Here is a 26,719-nt window from a genome sequence, read left to right on the forward strand (position 1 = left end):
CCCTGCTGTCGTGCCGTCCGCCGTGAGAGGCTCCCGTCCATGAGGGCCGAGGGGCGGATGTCGTTCGGGGTGGAGGAGGAGTACCTCGTCGTCGACCCGGCGTCGCGCGAGGTACGGCCGTACGGCGCACAGGTGGCAGCCCTGGCCGCCCGGCGGCTCGGCAGAGAGCGGGTGGGAGACGAGATCAGCCGTTTCCAGGTGGAGGCGCGGACGAGCCCGCACACCCGCCTGGCCGATCTCGCCGACGACATCAACGCGATGCGCGGCGCCGTCGCGGACGCGGCGCGGGAGCGGGGGCTCACGGTCGTGTCGTCCGGCGCACCGGTCCTGGGAGAGGTGCGGCCGCTGCCGCTCACCCGCGGGCCGCGCTACGCCGAGAGCCTGGCGGCGTTCCGCGCACTGGACGACGAGCAGTGCGCGGCGGCCTGCCACGTCCACGTCGGCATCGCCGACCGGGCGACGGCCCTGGAGGTGAGCAACCGGCTGCGGCCGTGGCTGCCGGTGCTCGTGTCCCTCACCGCGAACTCCCCGTACTGGGCCGGTCGATGGACCGGCTACGCGAGCTGGCGGACCCTGTCCTGGGCGCGCTGGCCGGTCGCGGGGCCACCGCCGTACTTCGACTCCGTGGCGCACTTCGACGAACTGTTGGGCCACCTGCACGCGGCGGGGGCGGTCATGGACCAAGGGGGCCTGTACTGGGACGTGCGGCCCTCGGCGCACGTGCCGACGCTGGAGATCCGGGTGGCGGACGCACAGACGACCGCGGGGGAGACGGTCATGTACGCGGCGTTGGTGCGGGCGTTGGCGCTGACGGAGCTGCGCGCCGTCCACGCCGGTGAGCCGGTCGTGAACCCCGCGCCGGAGGTGCTGCGGGCGGCGTACTGGCGGGCGGCCCGTGACGGCCTGCGCGGCCACGGCCTGGACGCGCGCACCCGACGGCTCGAACCCGCTCCGGTGCTGGCCGAGCGGCTCTACGCGCACGTCCGCCCGGCGTTGCGGGACAACGGGGACGACGCCTGGTTCCGGGCCGCCTGGGCGCGGCTCCGGGCGCACGGCACCGGCGCCGAACGGCAGCGGGCGGCGCACCGGGGCGGGAACCGCCTGGAGGACACGGTGGACGCCCTGGCCGGCTGCTTCCGCGACGCGGGGTGAGAACCTGGCGACGCGGCGGCCGAACACGCCGGTTAACCTGGACGGAGCGGTGATCTTCCGGCAGCCCGGCGGCGCCGCGCGGCGGTGGGGCTCGCCGTACCCGAACCGCGGCGACGACGCCGCCAACGGTCCCTACTTGCGAACGAGTGCGCCCTGCGACGGGCGTCGGCGAGTAGGAGGAACGTTGACGCGGAACGAGGCCAAGGTCCTGGCGGCGGTGGCGGCGGGCGGCGGAACCGGGGCGCTGACCCGGTACGCGTTGTCGCTGTGGTGGCCCACACCCCCCGGCGGGTTCCCCTGGACGACCCTCGTGGTGAACGCCGCGGGCTGCGCCGCGATCGGCGTCCTCATGGTGCTGGTCACGGAGGTGCGACGACAGACACACCCCTTGGTGCGGCCGCTCCTCGGCACGGGTTTCCTCGGCGGCTTCACCACGTTCTCGACGTACGCGGTGGACATCGAACGCCTCGTCCGCGTCGGCCACGCCCGCACGGGCCTGGCCTACCTGGCCCTGACACCGGTCGCGGCGCTCGCGGCGGTGTGGGGGGCGGCGTGGGCGACGCGCCGCGTGGCGGCGCGCCGGACGGTGGCGGGGAGGCGGGCGTGAACTGGCTGCTCGTGCTGGTCGGCGGCATGATCGGCGCGCCCCTGCGCCACCTCACCGACGTGGCGGTGCGGAAGCGGTACGGCACCGACTTCCCCTGGGGCATCCTCGCCGTCAACGTCGCGGGCTGCCTGATCCTCGGCGTCCTGACGGGTGCGGTCATGGCGGGCGCCGCGTCGCCGCACGTCCAGCTGCTCCTCGGCACGGGGCTGTGCGGGGCGCTGACGACGTACTCGACCTTCTCGTACGAGACGCTGCGGCTCGCCGAGACCGGTTCGCGCTTCCACGCGGCGGCCAACGCGCTGGGAAGCGTGGTGGCGGGCCTCGGCGCGGCGGTTGTGGGAATGGCCGCGGCCGAGGCCCTGTGGGTGTGAGCCGAAGACCTCACGTCGGAGGGGCGGCGCCTCACGCTCCCGCGAAGTCCCCGTTCAGCGCGGCGGCCATGCGCAGGTGGGGCGCCGCGTCGTCGGGGCGGTTCTGCCGCTGCAGTGTGCGTCCGAGCATGAGCCGGGCGTAGCTCTCGACCGGGTCGAGCTCGATCACCTTGCGCAACGCGGCCTCGGCGCGGCCCAGTTGGGCGGAGTGGTAGTAGGCGCGGGCGAGCAGCAGACGCGGGGCGACCTGCTCCGGCGCCTCGTCGGCCAGGGTGTCGAGGATGCGGGCCGCCGTGGCGTACTCCTTGGCGTCGAAGAAGAGCTGCGCGCGCTCCCAGCGCTCCGCCGCGGTTCCGTGCTCGTAGTAGGTCATTGTTCCTCCTTGGTCGCCTGTAACCGGCCCCATTAGTTGAATATTCCACGAACAGACGCGGAGGCCCACCGACGATCGGCTGCTCGGTTCGCCGCTGCCGCGGGGCTGGGGCGCGGCCTGCCCGTCAGGTGCCCCGGAGGCCGACCGCCAGCGTCAGTTCGAGGACCCGCTGCGGCGACGGGAGATCCGGGAACAGCTCCCGCAGCTGCGACATCCGGTACCGGACTGTCTGAGGGTGGACGAACAACGCCGCCGCCACCTCGTCCCGCCTTCCCTGATGCAGCAGCCACGCCCGCAACGTCTCCTCGAGACGGCGCGCGGTCGCGGCGGGCAGGGCCTGCAACGGGGCCAGGGCCCGGGTGCGCAGGTCCGCGAACGCGTCCGCGTCGGCACTCAGCACCAGCTCGGGCAGGTGGTCCTCGGTGTCGCGGATGCCGCAGGAGAGGGAACGGGCGCGTGCGGCTCGCGCGTACGAGGCGGACGCGCGGGTCCACGGCCGGGCCGGGCCGATCACGGCGGTGCGTTCGGTCAGCTGCCGCAGGAGACGTGGCCGGTCGGCGTCGGGGACGAGCAGAACACCCGTGGCGTCCGGCAGATCGTCGAGGACGAGGGTGCTGGGGTCGAGGGCGCGGTAGGCCGGCCGGGCCTGCTCGGCGGGCAGCAGGACCGCGGTCAGCGAGCCCGGCGGCTGCCACCCGGCCCGTTGCGCCGAGGCGAGGAGCACGTCCGGGCTCGCGCCGGCGAGCAGGTCTCGGGCCAGGTGTTCCAGATGGCGCTCGTGGGCCCTGCCCCGGGCGGCCAGCTCGTCGGCGTGGCCCGCGGCGCTCGCGGCGGAGAGCTCGTCGATGTAGGCGAAGGTCAGCTCGGCGAACTTGGCGACCTCGGCGGCGGGCAGACCCGCGGGCACGGCACCCGCCGCCAGGCAGCGCCAGGCGACGCGGGCGCCGACGCGGTAGGCACCGAGGAGGGCGTCCATCGAGCGGCCGTCGCGCACCTCGCCGCGGCCCAGCTCGTACGCCGCGTCACCGGCGTCGCCGCCCGTGGCGTTCCCGCTCGCGAGGTCCAGGTAGTGCCCCAGGGCGGTGCGGACGGCTCGCCGGATGGTGGCTCCCATACGGCCCGAGAGTGCGTTGGCGTAGGGAGGGACCTCGTCGATGATCGCCTGGACGATCTCGTCGGCGGTGGTCCTCAGCCTGGCCCGAAGTACGGTGACCGTCGTCTCGTCCAGGGCCAGTTCGCTGACCCTTTGGATTGCATGGCTCACGTTTTTGTTCCCTGCGAACAAATGAGTCGACCAGATTTACGTCCTGCGGTCAGGACTTTACGCCTCGAAGCACAGCAAGCTGAAGTCATGACGAGTACAGCCCTCCGCAGCAGGGCGTGGAAGCTACTGGAGATGGTCACGACGCCGCTGCTGCCGTCGGACTACCTCGACCTGGTCAGCCCGCTGCGCGCGGGCGCCGACCTGCGTGGGCGCATCGAGGCCGTGCACCCCGAGACGGACGACGCCGCGACCCTCGTGATCAGACCGGGACGGGGCTGGCGCGGCCACACGGCCGGCCAGTACGTGCGGATCGGGGTCGACGTCGACGGGGTGCGCCTGTGGCGCGCCTACTCCCTCACCTCCCCGACGGACCGCCGCGACGGCCGCGTCACGATCACCGTGAAGGCGATCCCGGACGGCAAGGTCAGCAACCATCTGGTCCGCAGCGCCCGACCGGGCACCCTGATCCAGCTCGACCAGCCGACCGGTGACTTCGTGCTGCCCCGGGCCAAGCCCGCCAAGGTGCTCTACCTGACGGCCGGCAGCGGCATCACGCCCGTCATGGGCATGCTGCGCGACACCGAGTTCGACGACGTCGTCATGGTCCACTGCGCGCCGCGACCGCAAGACGTGATCTTCCGCGACGAACTGCACGCCCGGGCCGGCGACGAGAAGCTGCGGCTCACCGAGGTGCACACCGACACGGACGGCATGCTCGACATCGCCCGCCTCGACGCACTCGTGCCCGACTGGACCGAGCGCGAGACCTGGGCCTGCGGGCCCGCGGGCCTGCTCGACGCCGCCGAGAAGCACTGGTCCGATCACGGCGTACCCGAGCGCCTGCACACCGAACGCTTCCGCCCGAGCGTCGTCGTCACCGGCGACGGCGGCGAGGTCACCTTCAGCGCCACCGGCAAGACCGTCGACGCGGACGGCGCCACGCCGCTCCTCGACGTCGGCGAGGAGGCCGGCGTGCTCATGCCCTCCGGGTGCCGTATGGGCATCTGCTTCGGCTGCGTCACGCCGCTCAAGACGGGCGCCGTCCGTGACCTGCGCACCGGCGAGATCACCGAGGCCGAGCCGGGCGTCCTCATCCAGACCTGCGTGTCCGCCGCGGCGGGCCCCTGTGACATCGAACGGTAGGAGCACTTTGACCGCCATCGACCCCACCGCCCACCTGACCGCGACACAGATCGAGGAGCTCGGCCGCGAACTGGACGCGATCCGCGACGAGGTGATCGCGGGACGCGGCGAGAAGGACGCCGCCTACATCCGCAAGGTCATCGCGGCACAGCGCAAGCTCGAGCTGGTCAGCCGGGGCGTGCTGCTGTTCTCCAGCTTCCCGCCCGCGTGGCTGCTCGGCACCGCGGGACTGTCCGTGGCGAAGATCATGGACAACATGGAGATCGGCCACAACGTCCTGCACGGCCAGTGGGACTGGATGCGCGACCCGAAGATCCACTCCACCACCTGGGAGTGGGACCACGTCTCGCCGTCCGACCAGTGGAAGCATTCGCACAACGAGCTGCACCACACGTACACCAACGTGATCGGCAAGGACAACGACCTCGGATACGGCATCATGCGCGTGGACGAGGACCAGAAGTGGCACCCCCTCCACCTCGGCCAGCCGCTGTGGAACTTCATCAACGCCTGCTTCTTCGAGTACGGCATCGCCGCGTACGACCTGGAGCTCGGCAAGAACCTGAACAAGCGCGGCCGCAAGAACCCGGAGTTCCGCGCGCGGGCCAAGGCCGTGGGCCGCAAGATCCGCAAGCAGGTGCTCAAGGACTACGTGATCCACCCGCTCCTCTCGGGCCCGTCGTTCCTCCCCACGCTCGGCGCCACGTTCACCGCGAACCTGGTCCGCAACATCTGGTCCCACTCGGTGATCATGTGCGGGCACTTCCCCGAGGGCGTGCAGGTCTTCGAGCGCCGGTCGATCAAGGGCGAGACGCGCGGCCAGTGGTACCTGCGCCAGATGATGGGCTCGGCGAACATCAGCGGCAGCAAGGCCATGCACTTCATGACCGGCAACCTGTCGCACCAGATCGAGCACCACTTGTTCCCGGACCTTCCGAGCAACCGGTACGCCGAGGTCGCGGTGAAGGTGCGCGCGCTGTTCGAGAAGTACGAGCTGGAGTACGTCACCGGGCCGCTGCCCAAGCAGGTGTTCTCCGCGTGGCGGAAGGTCTTCCGGCTCTCGCTGCCGAACAAGAAGCCCGGGGTCAGGACGCCGGACCGCGCGCGGGAACTCGTCGCGGCCTGACGGCCGTTGGGGAACCGTAGGCGGGACCTCTTCCTGAGTGGGGGGAAACAAATGAACAGACGGACGGACCGGGGCGTCAGACGCGTGCGGCGTGCCTTGGGGGCGGCGGTCGTGATGGGTGCGCTCACCGCGGTGCTGCCCGGAGTCGCCTCTGCCGACCCGGCGAGCGGTGAGCGAGACAGCCGTGTCGGAGTCGACGCCGGGGTCGAGAGGATCAGTGTCGCGGCCGACGGCAGTCAGTTGGACGGCGACTCCACGGGTGGTGCGATCACGACCGACGGAGGGCGCACCGTCTTCACGTCGTCGGCGACCAATCTGACGCCCGGAAACGCCGCGGGCAGCGAGCGGGTGTACCTGCGCGACAAGCCGTCGGGGCAGATCAAGCACGTGGGCAGCCACCCGATCGACTCCCCGGTGATCAGCGGCAACGGCGAATACGCCGCTTACTGGGTGCTGTTGTTCAGGGACACCAAGATCAAGCTGGCCCAGTGGACCGCGGGCAGTTCGATCGGTCTCAACTGCGATGCCCTCAATTGCAGTCAGCCGTCGGTGAGCGGCGACGGTCGCTCCATGGCCAACGTCGCCACCATCGGCCGGCCGTCGACCAGCCAGCGCATCGACGTATGGGACTGGCAGGCCGGCACCAAGCAGGAACTCGCCTGGTTCGCCCACACCGCACCGTCCCGGCCGTCCATCAGCGGCGACGGCCGCTTCGTCGCCTACCAGGACGGCAAGGCCAAGGACGTCTTCCTGTGGGACGGGGACCACGGCTCGATCTCGGGACCGATCGAGGGCCCGGCCAAGGAAGCGACGATCGTCCAGGTCAGCGAGGACGGCGGCAAGGTCGTCTATCTCTCGGGCCCCGACACGTACGTCCATGACGTGAGCACGGGCACGGCCCGACGCGTCCCGGACGTCAAGGGCGTGGCCATCGACCCGACCGGCAACCACCTCCTGTACGCCCCGAACGACACGACCGGCCCCTCCCTGGTGCTGCGCGACCTGCGCACGGACACCGACAGGACCGTCTCGGACCGCCCGGCCTCGGCGGAGGTCGACGCGGTCAGCGCCGACGGACGCGACGTGGTCTTCGCATCAACGGCCGACGACATCGTGCCGGGCGACACCAACGGCAAGTCCGATGTATTCGTGCGTTCTTTCGACAGGACCGTCGCCCGGCAAGGGTGACGTCGGGGAACCGCCAGCTCCGCCCGTGTACAGCCTGTTCAACTGACAGCCGTGTCACCACAGGCTTCCACAGGACGGACCCATGACCTCGCTGAACACCACGGACGCGGCCTTCAACCCCTCCGGAGGAGACGGGCCGCCGGGCCCGTCTCCCTCGGCGCGGTGGCTCGCGGTGGCCGCCGTGACCATGGGAATCTTCTCCATCGTCACGACGGAGATCCTGCCCATCGGTCTCCTCGACGAGATCGGTTCCGGGTTCGGGGTCTCCGACGGGACCGCGGGACTCATGATGACCATGCCCGGCCTCCTCGCGGCCGTCTGCGCGCCCCTGACCACCGCGGCGACAGAGCGCGTCGACCGCCGTCTGATGCTGTGTCTGTTCATGTCGCTGCTGCTCGTCGCGAACCTGCTCGTCGCCGCGGCGCCCGGCTACTGGCTCGTGCTGGTGTCCCGCGTCCTCGTCGGCGTGGTCATCGGCGGGTTCTGGTCCATCGCCATCGGTCTGGCCGAACGCCTGGTGCCGTCCGGGTCGGTGCGGCGTGCCACGGCGGTGATCTTCTCCGCCGTACCGCTCGGCTCCGTACTGGGCGTGCCGGCCGGCACGTTCATCGGCAACGCCGCCGGCTGGCGCACCGCTTTCGTCGTGATGAGCGCGTTCACCCTCGCTGTGCTGATCCTGACCTTCCTCGTCGTGCCACCTCTGCCGCCCACCGCGACGACCGGCCTGAGGGTGCTGTCCGGACTGGTGAAGGAGGTGAACACCCGCTTCGCCCTGCTGCTGACGTTCTTGGTGGTGCTCGCGCACTTCGGGACGTACACCTACGTCGCCCCGTTCCTGCACGACGTCACGGGCGCGGGACCACACCTGACCACGGTCGCGCTGCTGGCGTACGGCGTGGCGGGAATCGCGGGCAACTTCCTCGGCGGGACGATGATCGGCCGTCACCCCCGGGCCGTCTTCGGGGCCGTGGCCTCGGTGATCGCGGCGGTGACGCTGCTGCTGCCCGTCGCGGGCCGCCGGCCGGTCGTGGCGCTGGTACTGCTCATCGTGTGGGGCCTGGCCTACGGCGCCGTACCCCTCTGTTCCCAGACGTGGTTCATCAAGGCCGCCCCCGCCGCGCCGGAAGCCGCATCCGTCCTGTTCACCGCCTCCTTCCAGGCGTCCCTTTCCCTGGGCGCCCTGGCCGGAGGCGCCGTCCTGGACCGGACCTCACCGTCCGCGGTGATGGTGTGCGGCGGCCTCGTCGCCGTGCTCACGGTCCTGGCCGCCGGGGTCCACTTCGCCCGGCGCCTCGACTGGCCGCGTTGGCCCGGCCGCGATCACTGACTAAGCTCCGCGGAAGGCGAGTTGTCACCGGGGGGACACATGTCGGCGGGGCTGGACGAGGGGCGGATGCGGCATCTGGAGCTGATCCAGACGATCGTGACCCGCATGGGCAACAACTCCTTCCTCATCAAGGGGTGGTCGCTGACGGTCACGGGCGCCCTGCTCGCCTACGCCGTCGGCAACGACAAGAGGGCCATCGCCCTGGTCGGCTTCGTGCCGGTGCTCGCCTTCTGGGCCCTGGACGGCTACTTCCTTTACCAGGAGCGGCTGTTCAGGCGCCTCTACGAGCGGGCGCGCAGCACGTCGTCCGCGGACACGGTCGAACCGTTCTCCATGGACGTGGCGCCGGGCAGGGAGAAGGCCGGTGTGCTGAAGGCCGCCGGGTCCTTCACCATCGCCGGGTTCTACGGCGGCCTCACCCTGGCCCAGTTCTTCGCACTGCTATTCGTGCTGTAGGGAGGGGTCCCGCGGGGCGTCCAGTGCCGCGCGCAGGCGGCGGACCGAGTCGTCGAGGCGGTCCGCGTCCGTCGGGGCCGGCTCGGGCCACAGCCGCGGCATCCTGTCGCCCGTGTAGCGCGGTACGACGTGGACGTGGAGGTGGAACACCGACTGGGTGGCCACCGCGCCGGACGACTGGATGACGTTCAGCCCCTCGGGGCGGTGGACCGCCCGGACCGCGTGCGCGGCCCTGAGCACCGCCGTCCCGACGGCCGCCGCCGTCGCCTCGTCGAGGTCCCAGATGTCCGCGACGTGGCGTCGGGGCACGACGAGGACGTGTCCCGGGTGGACCGGTTCGAGGGGGAGGAAGGTCAGGGTGTCGGCCGTTCCGGTGACGACACGTGCCGGTCCGGCCCCCGCTGCGACCTTGCAGAAGACACAGTCGGGGGCGTGGTGTTCGGTGCTCATGGGCGAACGATAGGCCCGGTCACGGTCACGGCCCGGCGACGTCCCGGAACGCCAGGGGCAGCTTCTTCACCAGCTCCCTGTCCAGATGCGGCAGGTGGGTGCCGGCCTGGGCGACCATGGACTGGGCGAGCGTGGAGACGTAGCTGTTCAGCTCCCGCTCCTTGTCATCCGCCACCAGATCGAAGACGTCCCCCTCGTACGCCGGCCTGCCCCCCGAGTGGACCCAGTACTGGTACGGCGCGAAGTCGGCCGGCATCTGCCAGTCCGAGAGGGGCCTGATCCAGAACACGGGCATGATGGCAATGGGCTCCTGGCCCGGGGCGGCGTTGAGCTTCGCCATGCGCCGCACCATGACGGCCCACTCGCGCCGGCACCAGTCCCGCTGGAAGTACCCCTCCGTGATCAGAGGGACCATCAGCCGCGTCGTGCGGATCGCCTCGATCATCTTCGGCTCCCACGTGGCCCCGTGCTGCATCAGCTTGTCGAAGAAGCCGGACTTCGTGACCCGCCCGCCGAGCTTCGCCGTCACCCGCTTCTCCAGCAGGTTGTGGAACCTGAGCGCCTCGTCGAAGTCGACTTCCCGGTTGTGCCAGCTGGTGAAGAAGAAGCAGGAGGGCGTCTCGGCCGGCTCCACCGACGCCGTCCGCGGTGTCCCGTGCCAGAGGTCCGCCAGTTCCTCGGCCAGTCTGCGTACGCTGCTGGCCATCTGACGGCCGGTCCCCGCTGCGTCGGCCGCCTCCGACACCGTGTCGGCCAGCGCCCGGACGAACCCCGGGTCCTCCTGCTCGAACACGGTGTCGAGCAGCAGATCGACGCGCTCCGCCATCGACAGGAGCTCCACACCCACGGACGCCGTCTTGGGCAGCACGGTCGCCGTCGGCCGCGACCGCAGAGCCTCCATCCAGCGCAGGTAACTGCCGGTGTTCTCGCACACCGTCGCGCGCAACAGGCAGGACCGCAGACTCGTGCGGCCCGTGTCGAGCACATCGGCCCGCCGCGGCGGGGGAAGCGAGGGCGAGGGCTCCGGACGCGCGGGCGGCGGGGGAACCATGCGGGCTATCTCCGTGACGGTGACGACCTGTTCCACGGTGACCTTGCCCGACAGGACCGCTTCGCCGGCGCGCACGATCTGGCGCGGATGCCCGTCGAAGGTGTCGGCGAGCCGGGCGGCCTGCCGGTTGTCCAGACCCATGTTCTCCATGAGGAGCCGCACCACGTCGGCACCGGGCAGCGGGCCCACGAGCAGCCGGGCGTTCTGCTGCCACGCGCCGGTTCCGCGCGACGTGACCAGAACGCGCGCGTTGCCCTCCGGGAAGTGCTCCCGCAGGCCGTCCGGATCCGCCGCGTTGTCGAAGATGTAGAGCCAGTCGGCCGCCGTCGGACCGTCCAGCGGCCGCCCCAGATCCCGCTCGAACCGCTCCCGCAGCCGCTCCGTCTCCTCGGCCACCCGCGCGGCGAGCCGGACCGGGTCCGGTTCCCGGGCGCAGTCGAAGACCCACATCAACTCGTAGTGCTGGGTGAAGAGGTGGGCGTAGGAGAAGGCCAGCTGCGAGGTCCCGTACCCGTGCGGGCGGCCCTCCGGGTCGTGCACCAGCACCGCGCGGTGGTCCATGAGCAGCCGATGCGCGTCCGCGATCTCCTCGTCCCTGCCGACGAACGGGGCCGGCAGCGGCGGGAGGTTGTTGATCCGCGGCAGCTCCCGGGGCGGACGCCGTGACGGGCTCACCGGCCGCTCCCACGATCCGCCGACCGCTGCGGGGTCTCCGGGAGCACCTGCTCGATCAGGTGCTCGGCCTCCGCGGGATCCGCGCCGGCCAGGACGACGACGTTCGCGTCACGGACGAGCAGCGGCCGGGGAGCCTTGTCGATCTGCACCAGGACGGCCTGCGACGACCGGCCGGGGGAGTTGACGAACGTGTCCGCCCACTCGGTGGGGCTCGTGTTCCCGGCGGCGAAGTAGTTGCGCGAGAAGATGACGAGCATGCGCTCGGCGGCGGCCCGCGCCTGCGCGACCGCGTCCTGGAGACTCTCCCTGCTGGCACGCCAGCGGCGCTGCACGACATCGTGCCCCCGCTGGCCGAGCACCTCCGACATCCAGTCGGCCCAGGGCTGGTCGGCGCCGACGTAACTGATGGCGACCGAGCCCGGCGCGCGCCGCTGCAGCGTCCCGGAGTCGAGGATCTCGGTCCAGCGCGCCCAGTTCCGCACGCTGCCCGTGTCGGCCGTCTGCCCCGTCTGCGCGCCGCTCTCGCTGCCGAACGCCGGGTCCAGTTCCTGGGCATCGGCCGGGTCCAGTCGTTCCAGTTCCGTACGCCCCGCCTCGGCAACGGTTTTGGCCAATTGTTCGAGCAGCGCGTAATACCGTACTTCGTTCTCCGCATGGGTGGGGGCAGCCAGGGACTCCAGGCCGTACTGCCGCAGCCAGTCGAAGGCTCCGGGCCCCTCCACCGATCTGCGTACGCCCTCCGGAAGCTGGTCGTCGGCGACGGGTTTCCAGCAGAGGGGGACCAGACAGCCGCGTGCCGTGACGCCCCGGATGTCCTCGTGATGGCGCATACGGGCATCGAAGACCGCCCACTCGAGTCCCGCGCCGCGATCGGTGAAGTAGCGCGGTGAGTACAGCACGATCATGACACCGGCCCTGGTCACGGCGGACTCGCGGACCGAATCCGGCTCCGCGACCGCGCCGAGCACACCGCTGACGCCGAACCCCTCCTGGATCCGCAGCTGATACTCCAGATCGGCATGGAAACGCGTCAGCGCACGCCAGCCATCAGCACGTACACAACTCGTATAGAAGAAAGCGGCTGGATCCACGCGCCCCTCACAAACTTCCGCCAACGGTCCGGCGTGATGGACATTCGCGCAGACTCGGTGGGAACGGATGGCCGGTCGTTCGGCGGCGGCTCCTCCGAGGCCGGTTCATGCTGCCTCAACACCCCAGAGGATAGGCTTACTTGGCCTCGGCCGATATACTCACAGGCATCTGGGGGGAGCGCTCGGTGAGCGCACCGACGCATTCGCGAGCGGGGGGACGACCAGTCCGAGGATGCACGAGCCCCGGACTGTAGCAGCAGTCGCACGAACCCCTTCAGAGGCACTTTCGTTCGACCGTGGCATGTTGGACGGCCTCCGCGCTCCGCGGAGCCGAGCAGTCGGGGGGAGCCTGCGTTATGGCACATGACGCGGCACAGCACACCACACACGGCATCGCGTTATCCGCGGACCACGCACCCAGCGGCCCGCCCGACGCCCTCACCCTCAGCCGGCTCCCGCGCACCGCCCTCGTCGAAGCCCTGCTGCGCAACACCGGCCGCGCCGCGGGACCCGAGCGCCCGAGGTGGGAAAGTGCGGTGTGAGACCGCACCCCGCGCCACACCGCCCCCCGGCGAACCGGCGGCGACGTTCACCCAGTTCGTGGTGAAGCTCTACAGCCGCTGCAACTTCGGCTGCCCCGACTGCTACATCTACGAGCACCGCGACCGCGGCTGGACCGACCAGCCCCTGGTCATGGGCCCCGCGGTGATGAGAAGACTCTCCGGCCGCATCACCGACCACCTCCGCAGGCACACCCCGGAACGGGCCCAGGTCGTCCTGCACGGAGGTGAACCCCTGCTCGCCGGGCCCGCGGTCCTGGAGCGCTTCGCCCGCCGCCTGCGCGCCGACTGCCAGGACCTCACCACCCGGGTCGAACTGCTCGTCCAGACGAACGCCTCCCGGATCGACCGCACCTTCCTGGAGATCTTCCGCCGCTACGACGTCACCGTCGGCGTCAGCGTCGACGGCACCCCACGCTCACACGACCGCAGACGCCCCGACCGGGCGGGCCGGGGAACGTACACCGAAGTGGCCCGCGCCCTCTCCCTGCTGCGCACCCCGCGCTACCGGCGGCTGTACGGCGGTCTGCTGTGCGTCGTGGACATCGAGGCCGACCCCGTGGAGACGTACGAGGCGCTCCTCACGCACGAACCGCCCACCGTCGACCTGCTGCTCCCGCACGCCACCTGGCAGTTCCCGCCGCCCCGCCCGCCCGGCGCGGACGACGCGGCCTACGGCCGCTGGCTGGCCGCCGTGTTCGACCGCTGGTTCGACGCGCCGCGGCGCGAGACCTCGCTGCGGCTCTTCGACTCGCTGCTCGACCTGCACCTCGGCGGCACCAGCACCAGCGAGATGTGGGGCCCCTACGGCTCGGACGTCGTGGTCATCCAGCCGTCCGGGCTCATCGAGTACAACGACATCCTCAAAACGGTGAGCGCACGGGCCGCCCGCTCCGTACTCCACATCGGCGCCCACGACTTCGACCGCGCGGCCGCCGACCCCGGATTCGCCGCCGAGCGCGCGGGACTGACCGGACTCTGCGCACAGTGCAGGGCCTGCCCGGTCGTCGACATCTGCGGAGGCGGGCTCCGCGCCCACCGCCACCGCCCCGACAACGGCTTCGACAACCCGTCGTGCTTCTGCGCCGACCTCCGGTACCTCATCGACCATGTACGGGAGCGGCTCACGCACGGCGTCAGCGCGCTGCGCACGCACCTTGACCGAGAGGGGTGGAGCGCATGACCGCGCACCGCAGTCCGGACGCTCCCTACTACTACATCAGCCACGCCCTGCCCGTGCCGTCGGACCCCTGGCTGCGCGAGTTCCACACCGACGTCCAGACCGAGATGCGCCGCCGCCTCGGACCGGGGCCCGGCCACTCGGGTCTCCTCTCCGAACCCTGCCGCGGCCACGCGGCGGAAGGCCCGGACTGGACGCCCGCGATGCGCTGCCGCACGCTCCTCGTCCTGCTCACCGAGCGCTACTACAAGGAACCCGGCACCGTCCGGGATCTTGAGGTGTTCCGGCGGCGGCTGCTGTGGGGCCAGCACCAGACCGGCGAGCGGTCGCCCGCCCTGGTGCTCGTGCCGTGGAACACCAAGGGGCTGCCGCCGCGCAAGGAACCCGACACCCTGTCCGTGCCGGTCGGCGACTACACCCGGTCCGGCCTCGGAGGACTCGTAGGCGCACCACACGCCCGCGGCGGCTATCTGAAGGTGCTGCGCGCCGTCGTCGAACGAATCCTCACCGGCGCCCGACACTCGCCTCCCGTCATGACGCCCGAAGACCTGTACTTCACTGCTTCCCCAGGGGTTTCGGGAATGCCGAGAAGTCCACTCTCGGGCAGGAAATTCCTGGATAGGCAGTTCGCTCCGGTGCGGGTACCGTGGCAGCCAACGCACGCCGCACCACCGTCCCGCCCTGCCGAGGCATGGTGGGAGGCAGCCCCTCACCGTTCCTGGTTCTCCACTCCGGAGAGCGACGAGCGGCCCATCCTCCGGGGGCCTCACAGCTGACGCACCCACGCTGGAGCGACATCGATGAGCAGTGCCGAGCCGTCCGGTTCCATACGCGGTGGAAACCAGGCGACCGTCGTCACCTTCTACTCGTACAAAGGCGGGGTCGGGCGGACGATGGCACTGGCCAACGTCGCCTGGCTGCTGGCCGACGCGGGCCGCCGCGTCCTCGTCGTCGACTGGGACCTCGAGTCACCCGGCCTCCACCGCTACCTGCGGCCCTTCCTGCGCAACCCCGAACTGACCGACTCCACCGGCGTGGTGGAGATGGTCCAGGACTACGGCCGTGCCGTCGAGGCACTGGCGGCCGAGAACCTCCCCGACGCCGAGAAGGACACCAGACTGGCGGAGCTGCTCGAGCGGCACACACAGGTGGGCATGCACACCGACTCGCTCTCCTACCGCTTCGCGCGCCCCACCGGCAGGATCGACTTCCTCGGACCGGGCTGCCAGGACGGCCTCTACGGCCGGCGTGTCGCGACCTTCGACTGGGCCCGCTTCTACCAGGAGCAGAGCGGACGGCTCTTCGCCGAAGCCCTCAGGGAGAGCCTGCGCACCGCCGACTACGACTACGTGCTCATCGACAGCCGCACCGGCCACTCGGACAACGCCAGCCTCTGCACGCTGCTCCTGCCCGATGTGGTCGTCGTCGGCTTCAACTTCAGCAACCAGTCCATCGAGGGCTCCGCCGCCGTCGCCCGGCAGGTGCGCGAACAGTCGGGGAGCCGCATCAGGGTGCTGCCGGTCCCGATGCGCGTGGACCGCTCCCACCCCGAACAGGCCGAGCGCCGCCGCTCCCGGGCCAGGGACCAGTTCGCGGGCGCGGCGAGCCCGATCCTGCTCACCGGTGAGGAGCAGTACTGGCGTGAGGTCGAGGTGGCGCACCTGCCGAACGTCGCGTACGAGGAAGTCCTCATCCCCTTCGCCCTGCAGAACTACGAACCCTCCCTGCAGAAACAGGCCTACGAACGTCTCGGCCGGGAGATCACCGGCGACGCCGACCTGCGCTTCGCCCCCGTCGCGGCCGACGTCCGCGAGAACCTGGTCGAGGCATTCGCAGAGGTACCGGCGGCCTCCCGCGTCGTACGCCTCGTGTTCGAGCCGCAGGAGCGCCGGTGGGCGGACTGGATCCGCGCCGAGCTCTTCGCCAACGGGGTGATGTGCGAGTTCGACCGCGGCTCCGGCGAACGGGCCTGCCGCGGCGACACGACCGTCACCTACCTCGTCCTGATGTCGTCCGTCATGGTCGGCTCCCCTCGCCTCACCGGTCTGATGGCCCACCTGAATCCGGACGGGCTCATCGGCCGGCCGAAGGTCGACGTGGCGTGGCTCGAGGACGTCGAAGTACATCCGCCGTTCCGCGACCGGCCGGGCCCCAGGCTGCACACGCTGGAGGAGGGCCCGGCGCGCAACGCCCTCCTGACGCACTTCCTCCCCGGCGACCGCCGCGGCGTCCCGTGGGCGGACCGCTCCGGGCACGGGCCGCGTTTCCCCGGCAGGCACCCCCAGATATCCCACGTCCCCCCGCTGCGCCAGGGCGAGTTCCTCGGCCGGGAGGACTGCCTGCAAGAGGTACGGAACGCCCTGCCCCCCGGCCAGGCGGCGCGGAAACCGGTCGTGCTGCACGGCCCGCCCGGAGTGGGCAAGCGGACCTACGCGCTCGAGTACCTCAACCGGTTCCGCGCCGATTACGACATCGTGTGGTGGATGCCCGCCGACAGCTCCGAGAGCGTCGTACGCGAACTGGTGACACTGAGCGCGCAGTTGGGCGCGTCGCGGCGCTCGTCGCCCCGGGCCGTGGACGCGCTGCGCGAGCTCCTGGAGGGTCGGCACGGCGGGCCCGAGCGGCTGCTCCTCGTCTACGAGGACGCACGCCACCCCGACGAGATCGAGAGCCTGCTCTTCAACAGCAACCAGGTGCACGTGCTCATCACGTCCGAGAACCCGGAGTGGGGCACGCTGGCCCACCCCATCTGCATCGAGCCGCCGACCGCCGAGGAGGCCGTGCGGTACCTGCGGCGCAAGGCGCCCCAGCTGACCCCGGAACTCGCCGCCCAACTGGTGGGGTTGGGGGAGACGCTGCCGCAGCTCCTCGACCAGATGGCCGCGTACCTGCAGAGCACCGCACGCCCGCCCGAGGCCGCGGTCGCCGAGTTCGTGCAAGGGGTCGGCAACCGGCAGGCCGTCGGCCAGGAGTTCGCCTCCGCGGTGTGGCAGAGCGTCGTCGAGGACCTGGGCAAGGAGCGCCCGGCCTCCCTCGACCTGCTGCGGATGCTGACGGCACTGTCGCCGGAAGGCGCGAGCTGGGACCTGCTCGAGTCCCCGGCCGCCCTGGAGTTCCTCGGGCTGCCCGAGGGCGCGGAAGGCCGGTACCAGCTCGGCTTCGCGGCCCGTGGTCTGCTCAGCAGGTCCCAGGCGCGCCGCGGCCAGGACGGCAAGCGGCTCACGGCGTCCCGGATGATCCTCGCGGCACAGCTCGGAGAGCTGGAGCCCGCCGAGGCGGCGGAGATCGCCGCCGGGGTCCGCCGCGTCCTCGCCGCCTACGCACCCCCGGACGACCGGGTCGACGACCAGGACATGTACCCGCGCTACGCGGAACTGGACCTGCACGTCGAGGCCTCGGGCGCGGTCACGGACGACAGCCCCGAGGTCCGCCGCTGGCTGGTCAACCAGGTGCGCTACCGGCGCCGCACCCAGTGCCTGGAAGCCGCGTTCACCCTCGCGCGGCGGCTGGAGGAGACGTGGACCGCGTCGTCGGGCGACGACGAACGCCTCCTGCTCCTGCTGCGCCTGCGCGTCGAGCTGGCCAACATCCACACCGACGCCGGACGGTATCCGGAAGCCAACCGGATCAACGGCGCCGCGCTGGAGGAACTGCGCAGGCTGCAGGACCTGGACGGCGAGTTCACGCTGCGCAGCGCGCTCGGACGGGGTGGCGAGCTGCGGGCCCTCGGCCGCCCCCAGGACGCCCTCGCCGAGGACCAGTCGACCCGGGACATCCTGTGCTCCAAGTACGGCCCGGAGAACCACTTCACACTCATGGCGGGCAGCAATCTCGGGCTCTCGCTGGACATGGTCGGCCTGCCGAACGACTCCCTGGAGCAGCACCAGGAGGTGCACGAACAGCGGGTGCGGGTCCTCGGCGAGCAGCATGAGCTGACCCTGCGCAGCTCCGTGCACGTGGCCGGCAGGCTGCGTGAGATGGGCCGGTACGACGACTCGCTGACCCGGCTCCAGGAGATCTACCGCCTCACCCAGACGAACGAGGAGCTCGGCTGGACCCACATGACGACGCTCCTCACGGCCTGCTCGCTGGCCTCGACGCTGCGGCACATCGCCACGCTCTCCCCGGCGCTGTCCTCGCAGACGCGGAAGGCGAAGGTGGACTCGGCCCGCATGCTCAACGCGCGGGCGCGGGACGCCTTCGTCGTGTACGGCGGCCCCCGCCACCCGGAAGCCCTGATCGCGGGTGTGGGTCTCGCGGCCGACCTGCGGTTCCTCGGCCGGATCGACGGGCCCCACGGGGCCCGCGCGCTGGCCGAGGAGAACCTCGCGGCGTTCCGCGAGTGGGGCGAGGACCACCTCTTCACCCGCATATGCGAGGTCAACCTCGCCCTGGTGCTGCGCGACGCGGAGGACGAGACCGCCGCCGAACTCAGCGAGCGGGGCCTGCGCGGCCTCAAGGAGAACCTTTATGTGGACCCGCACCATCCGCTGATCCTCACCGCGTCCCTGTGCCACGCCAACATGCTCGTCTTCGCCGGCGACTCACGGGCGGCGCGGGAGCTGGACGAGGTGACGCACCGGGGTCTGCTCGAGAAGTTCGGCCCCGACCACCCCCTCACGCAGACCGTGGCCGCGCACCTGGGGCTGCGGGCGGACGCCGGGGGCCACGCGGGTCCGGACAACCGGATCAGCATCGAACTCGACGTACCGAAGATCTGAGACGTACCGGAGAACTGAGCGGACAGCACGGAACGAGGAGGACCCGATGGCGTATCAGTGGACGGGGTCGATCGGCGTCCCGCACGCCGTGGCGGTGCTCTCCACGACCCGCGGCTGCGGCGCGACGCTGCTGACGGCCGCGGCGGGCCTGATCGTCGACGACGCGGTGGGCCGCGTCGGGCAGACGGTGGTCCTGATGGACGCCGACACCGACGGCGGCGGTCTCACCGAGCTGACCCGGTACTGGAACGCCACATCCGAAGCCGGGGTCGACGGCCTCATCGGGTTCGCCGAGGACCCCATCGAGCTGGCCAACCGCTCCGTGCACGGCTATCTGCGGCACGTGCACACCGGGGACCCACGCCGCCAGGACATGGCCGTCTTCCCGCTCGGCCCCGGCGACAAGCCGGGCGAGCACCTGCCGACCAACGGAACGCTCCAGGAGACCGTCGGTGCCGCGGTGGAACGGCTGATGGACCTTCAGGGCTGTCTGATCGTCGACTGCGGTGTCGTCCGCACCCCGGTCACGCTCGAAGTGTGCCGACAGGTCCAGCACATCGTCCTGGTCGGCCGGGCGGGGCCGACGAGCGACCTGGAGACCGCCGAGCTCATGGCGTGGCTGACCGAGCGGGGCCTGGGCGAGAAGGTCCTCGGCCGGGTGTGCAACGACCCGAACGGCACACGACACGGGGCGGCCGAGGTCACGGAGGTCACTCCCGCACTGATGCGACTGCCGTACGACCGGGGCGGCGCGGCCACGATCGCCCTGGGGCGGCTGCCGGGCCACGGCAGTCCGCTGGTTCAGGCCCTGTGCGAGCAGATGCTGGCACGGTGGCCGGACGTTCTCAACGACGGGGCCATGGGGGCGAGATGAGCGATGACAGGACCGTGACCGGTACCGGGGCGCCGCCGGAGGTGCGCCGCGCGTCGCACGTGACCGACGACAGCGACGTGTTCGTGGAGCTGTGCGCGAACGCGCTCAGCGAGACCGGGCTCCATCATGTGGCGCAGTACCGCTGGGGCGTCTTCGGCTATTCGGCGGACATCCTCGACCGGCTTCCCGAGGCGCAGGGCGGCGGGTACGGCGGCCCCGGCGGCAAGGAACAGGATGTGCGGCGCGAACGGTTCGTGCGCCTGGGACGTCAACTCCACTACGTCCTCGGCCGAATGGAACACGTACTGCGTTCCGTCGACAGCGGCAGGCTCATCCGCAGCGTGCTCCAGGTCGGGGACGGCGCCGTCTTCCACTACTACTTCCGCGCCGACGACTGCCTGACCGGCGTCTCGCTGGGCGCCGGCACGGTGGAGGCGGGTGACCGGGCCATGGCCGAACTGGTGGGCGCCTTCCGCCGGGAGATCGGATTACCCCTGATGAACCCCGGCGGCTTCGAGTCGGAGACGTCGCTGCCGGTGATCGGGCGGACGCCTCTCGCGACGGCGAAGGAGCCGCACCGGGTGGTGGAGGGGGAGTGGGGGACGACGGAGCCCGTGTTGTTGGAGCACTGCGCCGAGGCGGTGTCGCCCGACGCCCTGCACTACGCCGGATACGTCGCACCGGGCACCGGCCGGCTCAGCGCCGACGTCTTCAACGACCCGGAGCTGTCCCGCTTCTTCGGCGGCAGCCTCACCCGCGACGAACGCCGCACCCGCTACACGGAGCTCGGCGACCGCCTCCACTACGTGGTGGCACGCCTCAACCAGTCCTTGCGCGCGGTGCTGCCCGGCCGCCTCTCGCGGGTCGTCCTCGACGTCGAGGAGGGCGCCCTCTTCTACGTCCACCGTCCCGCGGACCACTTCCTGCTCGGCGTCACCCTCGACCAGAGTCAAGTGGCCCGCGCCGACCGCCGGATGAACGACCTGGTGCACCTGATGACCACCCCGGACGAAGAACGGGACGCAGAACCGGACGGAAACCGCTGAACTCCCGAGCATTCGGTCCCGGCGCCGCCACACTGCTGGGATGCTCGTCGCCGTAGGCAGCCGACCGGACGGGAGCGGGTCATGGCGAGGACGTTGAGAGCGGCGTACCACCTGTGGGTCATGCTCGCCGTCCTCGGTTCCTGCCGACTGCTCTCCGCCGCCACCGGGACCGGCCACCTGACCGACTCCGCGGCCTACCCGGTGCTCGTGTCGCTGCTGCTCGCCGTCGGACTGTACGGCTCGACGTCCGGCATCGGCCTCGCCGAGGCGCGCGGCGATCTGCGCACGCTGCTGCTCGCGGTCACCGTCGGTGTGCTCGCCAAGGCGGCGCTGATCATGCCGGTGCTGTGGCTCGCGGTCGGGGAACCGGCGTACCTGATCCTGGCGGTCGCGGTCGCCCAGATCGACCCGCTCTCGGTGGCGGCCCTGCGCTCGCGCAGCCGCATGTCGGAGCGCGGCAAGGCCGTGCTGTCCGTCTGGTCGTCCTTCGACGACCCGGTCACCGTGCTGCTCACGGCGTATCTGGCACCGGTGGCGCTGAGCGCGCTGGACGGCGGGGCGGACGCCTCCGCGCTGCCCGTCACCCCGGACGCGTACGCCTGGACCATGCTGGGGAACGTCGCCCTGGTCGTCGTGGCCGCACTGTCCTGGTCCGTGCTGCGGCCGCGTCGGGGGGCGGCGGTGGGGAGCGGGTGGCGCGGTGGGACGCGTACGGCCGTCTGCCTGCTGGTGCTGGCCGGTGTCCTCGCGGCGGCCACCGCGTACGGCCTGATGCTCGGCGTGGCGGTCCTCGGCCTGTTCTACCGGCCGCCCCTGCTGGTGCCGGTTCTCGGCCGGGTGCTGACCACCGCGTACTACCTGGCGCTGGTCGCTCTCGGGCTGCTCCTGGTCGACGGTGTCGAGCCGGGGCCGGGGATCGCCCTGGGGGCGGCGGCCTTCGCCGCCCAGATGGTCGTCGGCGGGCTGATCGCCCGGAACCTGGCCCCCTACGACAGGGTGTCCTTGGCGCTCGGCCAGCAGAACGGTGTGACGGCGATCGTTCTCGCGCTGTCCCTGCAGCCCGCGTTCCCGCGCACGGTGGCGATCGTCGCGCCGGCCGTCGTCACGGTCAACGTCCTGCACTTCGTGGCGAACGAGCTGTGGAACCGGCGGGAGCACGGGTGCCGGACGGTCCTGTTCCATCCCCATGTCCGCCCCGGCTCAGGCCCGCCCGCCCTCCCCCTCGTCCCCCTTGCCGGCATCGTGGGTGATCAGGTCCCCCGGCTGGCATCGGAGGACCTCACAGATCCGCGACAGGGTCGAGAAGCGGACGGCCTTGGCTCGCCCGTTCTTGAGCACGGACAGATTGACGACGGTGATTCCCACCTTCTCCGACAGTTCGGTGAGGGTCATGCCGCGCTCCGCCAGGAGCCGGTCCAGGTGAATCCGGATCGAGTGCAGTTCGTCTTCGGGCATCAGATGGTCTCTTCGGGTTCGGCCTCAGATGGTCCCTTCGAGATCCTCCCGCATGCGGACGCCCTCGCGCATGATCTTCCCCATGATCACCGCGGCGAGACCGGCGAGGATGAGGGCCTGGGGTCCGGCGACCGTCGGTTCCGAACCCACGATCGGCGCCATGCTCGCGACGAGCCAGGAGTGCGACCAGCCGACGACGAGCCCGGCGACGGGCGTGCCCACGGTGACCAGCCAGCCGAGGGCGGAGAGGCGGCGCGACACGGCGTCGGTGAACGGCCCCTGCTCGAGGACGGCGTTGAGCAGCCGCGAGAAGAGCAGTAGCGCCAGGGCGCCGAACAGCAGCCAGGGCAGTTCGTTCCCGAGATCGGCGGCGCGTTGCGCGACGGACGGGTCGTCCTGGCAGAGGCGGGTGGCGCTGGCGGCCGCGTCCACGCCCTCGCGGATCGGCAGGGGTTCGTCCGACGCGAGCTTCGCGTTCTGCCAGAAGCCCGTCTCCACACAGACCGCGCCGTCGTCGAGCATGTGCGTGACCGCCGTGCCCGCGAAGGCGAGTCCGCAGAGTGCCGCCAGCGCGAAGGTCACTGACGCCAGGGTCCTCGTGAGTCGCGTGTTCACTGCAAGCCTTCCTATCGTTTTTCGATATGCCCGTAGGTTAGTGGGCCATATCGATAAACGACAAGTGGCCGCTGACCCGACCAACGGCCCGGGGGAGACCATGATCCTTCCGACACGGACTCCGACCACCACCTTCGGGCGTCGCGGGCCGCGGCCTGCGCGATCAAGGCCGTCGGGGCACCCGAGTGGTATCGCGTCCAGGAGCGCGTGTCGGACCTGCTGAGGCGCGAGCGAACGCGTCCGCCTCGCGCGGGGCGACACCCACGACAGCCTGGGACACCATCTCACCACCGTCTCCGCGCAGTTGGAGCTCATCTCGGGGCGCCGCGCGCCGACGCGCCCGGCGCGTTCCTGAAGTGGTCTCTCGCGGACCTCGCGCGAGTCGGTCAGTCCCTCCAGACCGCCCCGCGCGTCCTGCACCTCGGTGAGGGCGCGGTGAAGAACCACGTCATCCGCATCCTCGCCCGCCGCGGCCTGTGGGACCGCACCCCAGGCCGCGCTGCGTGCTCGCGACCTGGGCGTGCTGTGAGTGGGTGGGAGTGAGGGGGCTCAACGGGCTGCGGGGCGCCCGCCGTCGGTCACCGCCCCGTGCCCGCCGTGTCCACCGTCGGCAGATAGTGCGGCGCCCGCCAGGCGTTGAGCCGGTCCTCCACCGACGCTCCCAGTTCCAGCAGCTTGGCGTCCCGGTGGTTGCCGGACATCAGGAGCAGCCCGACCGGGAGTTCGCCCACGGATCCGGCGGGAACCGAGAGGGAGGGGTATCCGGCGACGGCCGCGGGGGTGGACGAGGGGATGACGTCGTTGTCGCCGCGTGCGCAGTCCGTCGTCCAGGCGGGCGGGTTCGTGGGTGCGGCGATGGCGTCGAGGCGGTGGGTGGACAGGGTCTCGTCCAAGGACCGCTGGGAGAGATCCTTCAACTCGGCCCGCATCGCACGGTACTCGGGGTCGGTCGTGGGCGGCGCGGCGAGCGCCTGCTCGAAGAGTTCCTGGCCGGCGAAGCAGCTCTGCTCCTGCGGGTGCGCGCGGTTGAACTCGATGAGTTCCGCGAGGTTCCGCGGGCCCTCGCGCGTCGCGAGGTACGCGTCGATGTCCCGGTGGAACTCGCTCAGCAGCGCGGGGAATTCGAGCTCGGCGAGCCGCGCCTGGTACGGGGGCGTCACCTCGACGACCACCGCTCCGGCCTTGCGCAGCTTCTCCGCCGTACGCGTCATCAGCGCGTCCACGTCGGGCCCGAGCGAGGGGAGACGCCACAGGCCGATCCGCTTGCCGCGGAGACCGTCGCGGAGATCGCCATGGAGACCGCCGCCGAGACCGTCGCGGGCGGCGTCACGGGACCCGTCCTTGTCCTCGCTCAGTACGGACAGCGTGAGTGCCGTGTCGGTCACGTTGCGTGCCATGGGCCCCGCGGTGTCCTGCTCGGCGGAGATCGGGACCACGCCCGACCGGCTGACCACGCCGAGGCTGGGCTTGTGGCCGACGACGCCGTTCATGCCGGCCGGGCAGACGATGGAGCCGTCCGTCTCGGTGCCGATCGCCACCTGTGCCAGCGAGGCGGCAAGAGCGGCGGCGGAGCCGGACGACGAACCGCACGGATTGCGGTCGAGAACGTAAGGATTGTTGGTCTGGCCGCCCACCGCCGACCAGCCCGATGTCGGCTTGGCCGCCCGGAAGTTGGCCCACTCGGACAGGTTCGTCTTGCCGAGGATCACGGCCCCCGCCTCGCGGAGCCGGGTCACGAGTGCGGCGTCCGTTCCGGGCGGTTTTCCGGCGAGCGCGAGCGAACCGGCCGTGGTCGGCATGTCGCGCGTGTTCACGTTGTCCTTGAGCAGGACGGGGATACCGTCCAGCGGCCCGAGAGTCCTGCCGCTCCGGTGCCGTTTGTCGCTCGCGGCCGCCTCGCGCAGCGCCGTCGGGCTGGTGCGCAGCACGGCGTGGATCTTCGGATCGACCTTCTCGATCCGCCGCAGATACGCCCGGGTCAGCGCCGACGAGGTCAGCGAACCCCGCGCCATACGGGCCTGTAACTGCGGGATGGTCACGGTGTCGAGGTCGACCCCGGACAGCCGGTCCGAGCGGGCCGACCGTGCGTCCGCGGGGGTGTCGGCGTTGGCACTCGTACCCGATAAGCCTGTCAGCAGGGACCCCGTGACAAGAGCGGCGGTCATTGCGGCGATGCTTCTCTTTCCCATGGGGATCAGCGCACTACATGCGCGGCACTCGACGCAAGGGGCGCGAGATGTCGGCGACATGAAGCACCGCCCCCGCGACGGCGGCCGTCGGCCGCCCCGGAGCGGGCATGTTACTCCGACTGTTTCCGGCCGAAACCACCCCCTGCGCCGAACGGGTTCCCGGCTCGCATGTTTGCATATGTCCATGATCGACAACGCACAGCAAACAACCGAGCCGCGGACCTACGTGGACCGCATCCTGGAGCACTGGCACACGGACGACAGCGCCGAAGCGCTCGTCCAGGGCGAGCAGAGGCTGACCAGGAGAGAGGCTCGGGAGCGGCTGTTCGGTCTGGGGCACGCGCTGCGGCGGCAGGGTCTCGAGCCCGGCGACGGCGTGGGTCTGTTCCTGGCCAATCGTGCGGACTCCGTACTGGTGCAGCTCGCCGTGCATCTCATCGGCTGCCGCGTCGTGTTCCTGCCGCCCGAGCCGGGACCCGGCGAACTCGCCGCGCTGGTCGAGCAGTCCCGGGCGCGCGCGGTCGTCACGGATCCGCTCTTCGCGGAGCGCGCCGCCGACGCGGCCGGCCGCAGCGTCCACGCCCCCGCCCTGTTCAGCCTCGGTCCCTGCGCAGTTCAGTGCGCGGACCTCCTGGCCCTGGCGGCCGAGTGCCCGACGGCACGCCCCGAGGGCATCCCCGCCCCGGCGGCGGACGAGGCGGTCACCGTCCTCTACACCGGCGGCACACTCGGCCGCCCGAAGCTCGCGGCACACAGCCACCGGTTGTACGCCGCGCTGCTGGGCCTGGTCGACGAAGCGCAGCAGGACGCACCGCGCAACTCCACCTTCTTCCCGCCCATGGCCCCGGCCGAGGACCGCGTGCTCGTCTCCACGCTGCTCACACACGGCAGCGGCCACCTGACCTCGCTCCAGGCACTGGTGACGGGGGCGCCCCTCGTCGTACTCCCCGAGTTCGAAGCGGGCGCGGCGCTCAGGGTGCTGCGTGAGGAGCGGATCACGGCCACGATGTTCGTACCGCCCATGATGTACGCGCTTCTCGACCACCCGGACTGCGCGCCGGGAGCCTTCCCCGACCTGCGGCGCGTCGTCGTCGGCGGCGCGGCGACATCGCCCAGCCGCCTGCAGCAGGCCGTCGAGGTCTTCGGGCCCGTGCTCAGTCAGGGCTACGGGCAGTCGGAGGCGCTCGGCATATCCGCGTTCGGCGCGGAGGACCTCGCGTCGGAGGCGGCCCGGCGGCCCGAACTCTGGCGCAGCTGCGGTCGCGCCATCACCGACACCGAGATAGAGATCCGCGCCGAGAACAGCACGGTGGCGCTGCCCGCCAGGCAGGTCGGCGAGGTGTGCGTGCGCGGGGAGACGGTGATGCTCGGTTACTACGAGGACCCGGAGCGCACCGCGGAGGCGCTGCACGACGGCTGGCTGCGCACCGGCGACATGGGATACCTCGACGCGGAGGGCTACCTCTATCTCGTCGACCGGGCCAAGGACATCATCGTCACCGGCAGCACCAGCGACAACGTCTACTCGCGGGTCCTCGAGGACTTCCTGCTCACGCTGCCCGGCGTGCGCAACGCGGCGGCGCTCGGCGTACCGGACGAGGAGTACGGCGAGGCCGTGCAGATCTTCCTCGCCACGGCGGAGGGCACCGAGGTCGACCCGGACGCGGTCGGCGCGGCGGTGACCGCCGAGCTGGGGGAGCTGTACACGCCCCGGAAGACGGTCCTGCTCGACCGGCTGCCGACGACGAAGGTCGGCAAGGTCGACAAGAAGGCGCTGCGCGCCGCGCTGGTGAGCTGACCGCGCA

Annotated in this window: 24 protein-coding genes and 1 pseudogene; 16 read left to right on the plus strand and 9 right to left on the minus strand. The window is 71.3% G+C overall.

Going from position 1 to position 26,719, the window contains the following annotated elements; translation table 11 throughout:
• The first annotated feature begins 39 nt into the window (after positions 1 to 39).
• The 3 genes from DEJ47_RS34660 to crcB all read left to right on the plus strand — a co-directional run bounded on the left by DEJ47_RS34660 (position 40) and on the right by crcB (position 2,130).
• Positions 40 to 1,152, plus strand: coding sequence for a glutamate--cysteine ligase (locus DEJ47_RS34660; RefSeq protein ID WP_150175077.1), 1,113 nt, complete (start codon positions 40 to 42; stop codon positions 1,150 to 1,152).
• 184 nt (positions 1,153 to 1,336) lie between these two features.
• Positions 1,337 to 1,759: a FluC/FEX family fluoride channel gene (locus DEJ47_RS34665; protein ID WP_223828621.1), complete on the plus strand. Its 423-nt coding sequence runs from the start codon at positions 1,337 to 1,339 to the stop codon at positions 1,757 to 1,759.
• Complete coding sequence (gene crcB, locus DEJ47_RS34670; protein WP_150175078.1) at positions 1,756 to 2,130, plus strand: fluoride efflux transporter CrcB; 375 nt, start codon at positions 1,756 to 1,758, stop codon at positions 2,128 to 2,130. The genes DEJ47_RS34665 and crcB overlap by 4 nt, the downstream gene beginning before the upstream one ends.
• Positions 2,131 to 2,161: 31 nt before the next feature.
• Here crcB and DEJ47_RS34675 read toward each other — a convergent pair whose 3' ends face one another.
• Complete coding sequence (locus DEJ47_RS34675; protein WP_223828622.1) at positions 2,162 to 2,503, minus strand: tetratricopeptide repeat protein; 342 nt, start codon at positions 2,501 to 2,503, stop codon at positions 2,162 to 2,164.
• Positions 2,504 to 2,627: 124 nt separating this feature from the next.
• Complete coding sequence (locus DEJ47_RS34680; RefSeq protein WP_150175080.1) at positions 2,628 to 3,767, minus strand: helix-turn-helix domain-containing protein; 1,140 nt, start codon at positions 3,765 to 3,767, stop codon at positions 2,628 to 2,630.
• Positions 3,768 to 3,854: 87 nt separating this feature from the next.
• Here DEJ47_RS34680 and DEJ47_RS34685 point away from each other — a divergent pair, with 87 nt between their 5' ends.
• The 5 genes from DEJ47_RS34685 to DEJ47_RS34705 all read left to right on the plus strand — a co-directional run bounded on the left by DEJ47_RS34685 (position 3,855) and on the right by DEJ47_RS34705 (position 9,007).
• Complete coding sequence (locus DEJ47_RS34685; RefSeq protein ID WP_150175081.1) at positions 3,855 to 4,910, plus strand: ferredoxin reductase; 1,056 nt, start codon at positions 3,855 to 3,857, stop codon at positions 4,908 to 4,910.
• A 7-nt stretch (positions 4,911 to 4,917) separates the two neighbouring features.
• Positions 4,918 to 6,036, plus strand: coding sequence for a fatty acid desaturase family protein (locus DEJ47_RS34690; RefSeq protein ID WP_150175082.1), 1,119 nt, complete (start codon positions 4,918 to 4,920; stop codon positions 6,034 to 6,036).
• A gap of 51 nt (positions 6,037 to 6,087) precedes the next feature.
• The gene (locus DEJ47_RS34695) at positions 6,088 to 7,224 is read left to right on the plus strand and encodes a WD40 repeat domain-containing protein (protein WP_223828623.1); all 1,137 of its coding nucleotides are present in this window, start codon (positions 6,088 to 6,090) and stop codon (positions 7,222 to 7,224) included.
• 82 nt (positions 7,225 to 7,306) lie between these two features.
• Positions 7,307 to 8,551 (plus strand): MFS transporter, encoded by a 1,245-nt coding sequence (locus tag DEJ47_RS34700; protein ID WP_150175083.1) that lies wholly within the window; start codon positions 7,307 to 7,309, stop codon positions 8,549 to 8,551.
• A 39-nt stretch (positions 8,552 to 8,590) separates the two neighbouring features.
• The gene (locus DEJ47_RS34705; protein ID WP_150175084.1) at positions 8,591 to 9,007 is read left to right on the plus strand and encodes a hypothetical protein; all 417 of its coding nucleotides are present in this window, start codon (positions 8,591 to 8,593) and stop codon (positions 9,005 to 9,007) included.
• Here the strand turns inward: DEJ47_RS34705 and DEJ47_RS34710 are convergent.
• The 3 genes from DEJ47_RS34710 to DEJ47_RS34720 are packed head-to-tail and all read right to left on the minus strand — an operon-like array spanning position 8,993 to position 12,274.
• A complete protein-coding gene (locus tag DEJ47_RS34710) occupies positions 8,993 to 9,457 on the minus strand; it encodes an HIT family protein (RefSeq protein ID WP_150175085.1) in 465 nt (154 codons plus the stop codon). The two genes, DEJ47_RS34705 and DEJ47_RS34710, sit on opposite strands and share 15 nt — an antisense overlap.
• 25 nt (positions 9,458 to 9,482) lie before the next feature.
• On the minus strand, positions 9,483 to 11,183 hold the full coding sequence (locus tag DEJ47_RS34715) for a TIR domain-containing protein (protein ID WP_150175086.1): 1,701 nt from the start codon (positions 11,181 to 11,183) through the stop codon (positions 9,483 to 9,485).
• Complete coding sequence (locus tag DEJ47_RS34720; protein ID WP_150175087.1) at positions 11,180 to 12,274, minus strand: toll/interleukin-1 receptor domain-containing protein; 1,095 nt, start codon at positions 12,272 to 12,274, stop codon at positions 11,180 to 11,182. Before DEJ47_RS34720 ends, DEJ47_RS34715 begins: the two co-directional genes overlap by 4 nt.
• Positions 12,275 to 12,630: 356 nt before the next feature.
• On the opposite strand from DEJ47_RS34720, the gene DEJ47_RS37235 reads away from it, so the two are divergent.
• Genes DEJ47_RS37235 through DEJ47_RS34745 form a run of 6 tightly spaced genes read left to right on the plus strand, consistent with a single transcriptional unit; the run spans position 12,631 to position 20,655 of the window.
• Complete coding sequence (locus DEJ47_RS37235; protein WP_223828624.1) at positions 12,631 to 12,816, plus strand: hypothetical protein; 186 nt, start codon at positions 12,631 to 12,633, stop codon at positions 12,814 to 12,816.
• Positions 12,806 to 14,017 carry an FxsB family cyclophane-forming radical SAM/SPASM peptide maturase gene (locus tag DEJ47_RS34725; protein ID WP_223828625.1) on the plus strand — a complete coding sequence of 404 codons (1,212 nt, stop codon included), beginning with the start codon at positions 12,806 to 12,808 and terminating at the stop codon, positions 14,015 to 14,017. The genes DEJ47_RS37235 and DEJ47_RS34725 overlap by 11 nt, the downstream gene beginning before the upstream one ends.
• The gene (locus DEJ47_RS34730) at positions 14,014 to 14,790 is read left to right on the plus strand and encodes a hypothetical protein (RefSeq protein ID WP_150175089.1); all 777 of its coding nucleotides are present in this window, start codon (positions 14,014 to 14,016) and stop codon (positions 14,788 to 14,790) included. The genes DEJ47_RS34725 and DEJ47_RS34730 overlap by 4 nt, the downstream gene beginning before the upstream one ends.
• A gap of 24 nt (positions 14,791 to 14,814) precedes the next feature.
• The gene (fxsT, locus tag DEJ47_RS34735) at positions 14,815 to 18,735 is read left to right on the plus strand and encodes an FxSxx-COOH system tetratricopeptide repeat protein (protein ID WP_150175090.1); all 3,921 of its coding nucleotides are present in this window, start codon (positions 14,815 to 14,817) and stop codon (positions 18,733 to 18,735) included.
• A 46-nt stretch (positions 18,736 to 18,781) separates the two neighbouring features.
• A complete protein-coding gene (locus DEJ47_RS34740; protein ID WP_150175091.1) occupies positions 18,782 to 19,609 on the plus strand; it encodes a hypothetical protein in 828 nt (275 codons plus the stop codon).
• Positions 19,606 to 20,655: a hypothetical protein gene (locus DEJ47_RS34745; protein ID WP_150175092.1), complete on the plus strand. Its 1,050-nt coding sequence runs from the start codon at positions 19,606 to 19,608 to the stop codon at positions 20,653 to 20,655. Before DEJ47_RS34740 ends, DEJ47_RS34745 begins: the two co-directional genes overlap by 4 nt.
• 194 nt (positions 20,656 to 20,849) lie before the next feature.
• On the opposite strand, the gene DEJ47_RS34750 is transcribed toward DEJ47_RS34745, so the two are convergent.
• The 3 genes from DEJ47_RS34750 to DEJ47_RS37555 all read right to left on the minus strand — a co-directional run bounded on the left by DEJ47_RS34750 (position 20,850) and on the right by DEJ47_RS37555 (position 22,827).
• A complete protein-coding gene (locus tag DEJ47_RS34750; protein ID WP_150175093.1) occupies positions 20,850 to 21,263 on the minus strand; it encodes a hypothetical protein in 414 nt (137 codons plus the stop codon).
• Between the two features lie 592 nt (positions 21,264 to 21,855).
• Complete coding sequence (locus DEJ47_RS34755; RefSeq protein ID WP_150175094.1) at positions 21,856 to 22,110, minus strand: helix-turn-helix domain-containing protein; 255 nt, start codon at positions 22,108 to 22,110, stop codon at positions 21,856 to 21,858.
• Positions 22,111 to 22,134: 24 nt separating this feature from the next.
• Positions 22,135 to 22,827 carry a DUF2975 domain-containing protein gene (locus tag DEJ47_RS37555; RefSeq protein ID WP_202456469.1) on the minus strand — a complete coding sequence of 231 codons (693 nt, stop codon included), beginning with the start codon at positions 22,825 to 22,827 and terminating at the stop codon, positions 22,135 to 22,137.
• A gap of 142 nt (positions 22,828 to 22,969) precedes the next feature.
• On the opposite strand from DEJ47_RS37555, the pseudogene DEJ47_RS37740 reads away from it, so the two are divergent.
• Positions 22,970 to 23,080, plus strand: a pseudogene (locus tag DEJ47_RS37740) (hypothetical protein); the annotation flags it as partial.
• A gap of 223 nt (positions 23,081 to 23,303) precedes the next feature.
• On the opposite strand, the gene DEJ47_RS34770 reads toward DEJ47_RS37740, so the two are convergent.
• Positions 23,304 to 24,914 (minus strand): amidase, encoded by a 1,611-nt coding sequence (locus DEJ47_RS34770; RefSeq protein ID WP_150175096.1) that lies wholly within the window; start codon positions 24,912 to 24,914, stop codon positions 23,304 to 23,306.
• A 184-nt stretch (positions 24,915 to 25,098) separates the two neighbouring features.
• Between DEJ47_RS34770 and DEJ47_RS34775 the strand changes: the two genes are divergently transcribed.
• A complete protein-coding gene (locus DEJ47_RS34775; RefSeq protein ID WP_223828626.1) occupies positions 25,099 to 26,712 on the plus strand; it encodes a class I adenylate-forming enzyme family protein in 1,614 nt (537 codons plus the stop codon).
• The last annotated feature ends 7 nt before the right edge of the window (positions 26,713 to 26,719 follow it).

Origin of the sequence: Streptomyces venezuelae (assembly GCF_008642355.1) — a bacterium.
Classification (GTDB): Bacteria; Actinomycetota; Actinomycetes; order Streptomycetales; family Streptomycetaceae; genus Streptomyces; species Streptomyces venezuelae_B.

Coding starts and splice junctions, on each gene's coding strand:
- DEJ47_RS34660 (WP_150175077.1), top strand. CDS start 40: ATGAGGGCCGAGGGGCGGATGTCGTTCGGGGTGGAGGAGGAGTACCTC.
- DEJ47_RS34675 (WP_223828622.1), bottom strand. CDS start 2,503: ATGACCTACTACGAGCACGGAACCGCGGCGGAGCGCTGGGAGCGCGCG.
- DEJ47_RS34685 (WP_150175081.1), top strand. CDS start 3,855: ATGACGAGTACAGCCCTCCGCAGCAGGGCGTGGAAGCTACTGGAGATG.
- DEJ47_RS34695 (WP_223828623.1), top strand. CDS start 6,088: ATGAACAGACGGACGGACCGGGGCGTCAGACGCGTGCGGCGTGCCTTG.
- DEJ47_RS34700 (WP_150175083.1), top strand. CDS start 7,307: ATGACCTCGCTGAACACCACGGACGCGGCCTTCAACCCCTCCGGAGGA.
- DEJ47_RS34705 (WP_150175084.1), top strand. CDS start 8,591: ATGTCGGCGGGGCTGGACGAGGGGCGGATGCGGCATCTGGAGCTGATC.
- DEJ47_RS34710 (WP_150175085.1), bottom strand. CDS start 9,457: ATGAGCACCGAACACCACGCCCCCGACTGTGTCTTCTGCAAGGTCGCA.
- DEJ47_RS37235 (WP_223828624.1), top strand. CDS start 12,631: ATGGCACATGACGCGGCACAGCACACCACACACGGCATCGCGTTATCC.
- DEJ47_RS34730 (WP_150175089.1), top strand. CDS start 14,014: ATGACCGCGCACCGCAGTCCGGACGCTCCCTACTACTACATCAGCCAC.
- fxsT (WP_150175090.1), top strand. CDS start 14,815: ATGAGCAGTGCCGAGCCGTCCGGTTCCATACGCGGTGGAAACCAGGCG.
- DEJ47_RS34740 (WP_150175091.1), top strand. CDS start 18,782: ATGGCGTATCAGTGGACGGGGTCGATCGGCGTCCCGCACGCCGTGGCG.
- DEJ47_RS34745 (WP_150175092.1), top strand. CDS start 19,606: ATGAGCGATGACAGGACCGTGACCGGTACCGGGGCGCCGCCGGAGGTG.
- DEJ47_RS34750 (WP_150175093.1), bottom strand. CDS start 21,263: ATGGTCCAGGCGTACGCGTCCGGGGTGACGGGCAGCGCGGAGGCGTCC.
- DEJ47_RS34755 (WP_150175094.1), bottom strand. CDS start 22,110: ATGCCCGAAGACGAACTGCACTCGATCCGGATTCACCTGGACCGGCTC.
- DEJ47_RS37555 (WP_202456469.1), bottom strand. CDS start 22,827: ATGGTCTCCCCCGGGCCGTTGGTCGGGTCAGCGGCCACTTGTCGTTTA.
- DEJ47_RS34770 (WP_150175096.1), bottom strand. CDS start 24,914: ATGGGAAAGAGAAGCATCGCCGCAATGACCGCCGCTCTTGTCACGGGG.
- DEJ47_RS34775 (WP_223828626.1), top strand. CDS start 25,099: ATGATCGACAACGCACAGCAAACAACCGAGCCGCGGACCTACGTGGAC.